Raw genomic sequence first — 356 nt, 5'->3', positions numbered from 1 at the left:
ATTTGTTATGATTAGAAAGTTGCTGAACGGAGATATCGATAGAGTTGCTGACATATGGTTAAAGACAAATCTGAAAGCACATTATTTTATTTCCAATCAATACTGGAAAAGTAATTATGAATTAGTAAAAGAAATGATGTCACAATACGAAGTTTATGTGTTTGAAGCAGATAAAATGATACAAGGATTTGTAGGACTAAATGATAAATATATAGAAGGTATTTTTGTCTCCGATGAAATGCAGTCATGTGGCATAGGTAAGCTTTTATTAGATTATGTTAAGGATAAAAAAGTTAGCTTACGATTAAATGTATACCAGAAGAATGCCAGAGCAATTTCTTTTTACCAAAGAGAAG

At 30.1% G+C, this 356-nt stretch carries 1 protein-coding gene; it reads left to right on the top strand.

The genetic code is table 11. From position 1 onward, the window contains the following. Window positions 1–7 precede the first annotated feature (7 nt). The coding region (locus LI112_RS17965) for a GNAT family N-acetyltransferase (RefSeq protein WP_227191216.1) at window positions 8–356 on the top strand (349 nt) is incomplete at its 3' end.

Origin of the sequence: Blautia sp. 210820-DFI.6.14, from assembly GCF_020558815.1 — a bacterium.
Lineage (GTDB): Bacteria > Bacillota > Clostridia > Lachnospirales > Lachnospiraceae > Blautia_A > Blautia_A obeum.
Note: the sequence above shows the minus strand (reverse complement) of the source record. Positions and strands in the feature narration are given on the sequence as shown.